The sequence below is a fragment of the Staphylococcus ureilyticus genome, assembly GCF_002902235.1.
GTDB lineage: Bacteria > Bacillota > Bacilli > Staphylococcales > Staphylococcaceae > Staphylococcus > Staphylococcus ureilyticus.
This window is the reverse complement of record NZ_PPRL01000165.1, coordinates 1-3,672: the sequence shown is the minus strand read 5'-3', so window position 1 is coordinate 3,672 and position 3,672 is coordinate 1. Positions and strand designations below refer to the sequence as shown.

At 28.9% G+C, this 3,672-nt stretch carries 3 protein-coding genes and 1 pseudogene; all 4 read left to right on the top strand.

Going from position 1 to position 3,672, the window contains the following annotated elements; all coding sequences use genetic code 11:
- The first annotated feature begins 174 nt into the window (after nucleotides 1-174).
- Nucleotides 175-627, top strand: a complete 453-nt coding sequence (gene ahrC, locus CD150_RS12915) for a transcriptional regulator AhrC/ArgR (RefSeq protein ID WP_019468379.1) — start codon at nucleotides 175-177, stop codon at nucleotides 625-627.
- A gap of 20 nt (nucleotides 628-647) precedes the next feature.
- Complete coding sequence (recN, locus tag CD150_RS12910; RefSeq protein WP_103161658.1) at nucleotides 648-2,327, top strand: DNA repair protein RecN; 1,680 nt, start codon at nucleotides 648-650, stop codon at nucleotides 2,325-2,327.
- Between the two features lie 73 nt (nucleotides 2,328-2,400).
- Nucleotides 2,401-2,643 carry a DUF2004 domain-containing protein gene (locus CD150_RS13840; protein WP_240621244.1) on the top strand — a complete coding sequence of 81 codons (243 nt, stop codon included), beginning with the start codon at nucleotides 2,401-2,403 and terminating at the stop codon, nucleotides 2,641-2,643.
- A 24-nt stretch (nucleotides 2,644-2,667) separates the two neighbouring features.
- A pseudogene (locus tag CD150_RS12905) lies at nucleotides 2,668-3,309 on the top strand (phosphate acyltransferase); the annotation flags it as partial.
- Between the last annotated feature and the right edge of the window lie 363 nt (nucleotides 3,310-3,672).

The window sequence follows — 3,672 nt, the reverse complement described above, 5'->3', positions numbered from 1 at the left end:
CGGTATAAGTGATTCAAAATTTAATTATGGCTTATTTTTAATTCACTTCGAAAATAGACAGGCAGTATACACAACAGTCAATAAAAGTATTTCTGTTAAATTAACTTTAGTAGTAGTATCATTGTCCATGTGTTAAAATCATTGTATAAATATTCGTTTACAGAGGTGCTATACATGGCAAAAAAATCAGTAAGACATATTAAAATAAGAGAAATTATATCTAATGAAAAAATTGAAACCCAAGATGAACTGGTAAAGCGTTTAAATGAATATGAGTTAAATGTTACCCAAGCAACTGTTTCTCGCGACATTAAAGAATTACAGTTAATAAAGGTCCCTACACCTTCTGGTCAATATGTTTATAGTTTACCTAATGACAGAAAATATCATCCTTTAGAAAAACTTGGTCGTTATTTAATGGATTCATTTGTAAATATTGATGGTACTGGAAACCTTTTAGTACTTAAGACCTTACCTGGTAACGCTCAATCAATTGGGGCAATTTTAGATCAAATAGACTGGGATGAAGTGTTGGGCACAATTTGTGGTGATGATACTTGTTTAATTATATGCAGAGATGAATCAGCCAGCGAAAAAATTAAAACACGTATCTTTAATTTATTATAAGTATAAGGAAGTGATTATAAATGCTACAAACCTTATCAATTAAACAATTCGCTATTATAGATGAATTAGAAGTAAACTTTGGTGATGGCTTAACTGTTTTGAGTGGCGAAACTGGTGCTGGTAAATCAATTATTATAGACGCGATTGGTCAATTAATTGGTATGCGTGCTTCATCAAACTATGTTAGACATGGTGAAAAAAAAGCTGTTATTGAAGGAATTTTTGATATAGATAATAGTAAAGAAGCCATTTCGATACTTCATGATTTATCTATCGATATCGATGAAGACTTTTTATTAGTAAAAAGAGAAATATTTAGCTCAGGTAAGAGTATTTGTAGAGTTAATAATCAAACAGTTACTTTACAAGATTTGAGAAAAATAATGCAAGAATTATTAGATATACATGGGCAACATGAAACACAAACATTATTAAAGCAAAAATATCATTTACATTTATTAGATAATTATGCCGAAAATACATATAAATCACTGCTTGAATCGTATGTTGATACTTTTGATAAATATAGCGCTAAGAAAAAAGAATTAGCAGATTTAGAGTCAGCCGATCAAGCGTTATTACAACGGTTAGACTTGTTAAAATTTCAATATGAAGAATTACAAGAAGCGAATCTTATTGAAAACGAAGTACCTCAACTTGAGAGCGATATCAAACGTATTCAAAATTCAGAAAGTCTCAGTTTAGCGTTAAACAATGCACACGTCACGTTGACAGATGAGCATGCTATTACAGATCGTTTATACGAATTGAGTAATCAGTTACAATCAATTAGTGAAATTTTACCTGATAAATATGATGAACTAAAAGAAGATGTCGACCAATTTTATTACACGCTTGAGGATGCTAAACATCAATTGTACGATGATTTAACGAATACAGAATTTGATGAACAATATTTAAATGAATTAGAATCTAGAATGAATTTATTAAATAGTTTGAAACGTAAATATGGTAAAGATATTAATGAACTAATTATGTATCAAGATAAAATGGCTGACGAAATTAATAAGATTGAAAATTATGAAGAAAGTACTGCTCAATTACGTCAAGAAATCGATGATTTATATAAAAATGTTATGGAACTAGGAGAAAAGTTATCGCAAGAAAGAAGAAATGTTGCACAATCTTTGCGTAATCATATTGTAGATGAAATTCAAAATCTTCAGATGAACGATGCTAATTTAGAAATTTCATTTAAACCTTTAGATAAACCGAACCGAGAAGGAATAGAATTTGTGGAATTTTTAATCAGTCCAAATAAAGGCGAACCTTTAAAGAGCTTAAATAAGATTGCTTCTGGAGGAGAATTATCAAGAATTATGTTGGCGCTAAAAACTATCTTTGTAAAAACAAGAGGCCAGACAGCAATTTTATTTGATGAAGTAGATTCTGGTGTATCTGGTAAAGCTGCTCAAAAGATGGCAGAGAAAATGAAAGGATTGGCTGAACACATACAAGTGATATGTATATCACATCTACCACAAGTTGCGTCCATGAGTGACCACCATTTATTTATTAGTAAAAATTCTAATGATGAACGAACAACAACACAAGTTAAAGAATTGACTGGAGAAGAACGTATTGATGAAGTAGCAAGAATGATTTCTAGTGCTACTGTGACAGAATTAACCAGACAAAATGCGAAAGAAATGATAGAGCAGAACCACAATTTAAAATAAAAATCTATATTCACTATTGTTAATACAAGTGCTAGCTGGGTTAGATAAATAATCAGTGAAGGATGTTGATTTTATGCGATTCCAACATTTAGTTGAACCATGTGAAACAATGAATGGAAATGTAGCCGTTTTATATGCAAATGACGAAAAAATGATATCAGTACTAGTTAAGGCTTTAAAATTAACTAACATAGACATTTTTATTTATGATACCCAAGACACTACGGAAATCATTCGTTCTTTTGATTTAGAACCTCAAATCCTAAATAGGATTCATGTGCTAACATTTTCAAGTGATTATCAATTACTTAAGTAATGCGCAGAAGATTTATCGCAGGGCAAAGTGACTGTTTTAATGAAAGGAAAAATGAAAGCCACATCAATGATTTCTTTTATTTTAAGCAATAAAAATTTTATAGACCAATATGGGTTTTTAAACCATGTTGCGTGTTTTAGTATACCTAATTACCATAAAACTTTAATGATTAGTGATGTAGCATATAATGTGGCACCTACGATAGAAGAAAAAAAGCAAATCATTAAAAATTTAACTACATTTAGTAATACATTAGGTTACGATAAATTTAATGTTGGATTATTATCTGCAGTCGAATATGCGTCTAAAAAGATACCATCATCTATTGATGCTGAAAAATTAAAAAATATTTTCAATCGAACTTCGGATGTATATGTAAAAGTAGATGGACCAATTCTATTTGATTATGCAATCAGTAAAAAAAGAGCGATTGAAAAAAATTACACATCTAGTATTGCTGGTGATGTTGATGCACTTATCGTTTCAAATATAGATGTTGGGAGTGCATTATTAAAATCTTTAACTCATTTTGGAAATGCTTCTGTTTCCAGTTTGTTACTCGGCGCAAAATTCCCAATTGTTTTCACGTCAAGGGCAGAAAGTAAGCAAAATAAGTTAAACTCCTTATTACTTGCTTTGAAAACACAAAATAAATTTAACCACTAAATAAATTTGAATTTTTACACTATTATTTAGGTTATTAATTTTATAATACTGAATTTTGATGTAAGATAGTAAAGGATATCAATTAATAGAAAATTTAAATGCTGTTGCACTTGTTTATGTAAAGTAAGTAACGATTTTCTATATAAGACTTATTGTAATAATAGTATCTATTAATATTTCATTATTTAAACATTTTACTGAAAGTATTCGTTTTTAAAAATTAATGAAATGAAGTTATTTTAGTAAATTTCAAAAATTTGTATTGAAATCACTTTTAAAATTCAAAGGTGATTTTATTCGTATGTTTAAATTAATTAACATTAAACAATTCAGTTTGTTAAATACTTTAAACTTGCTATACAA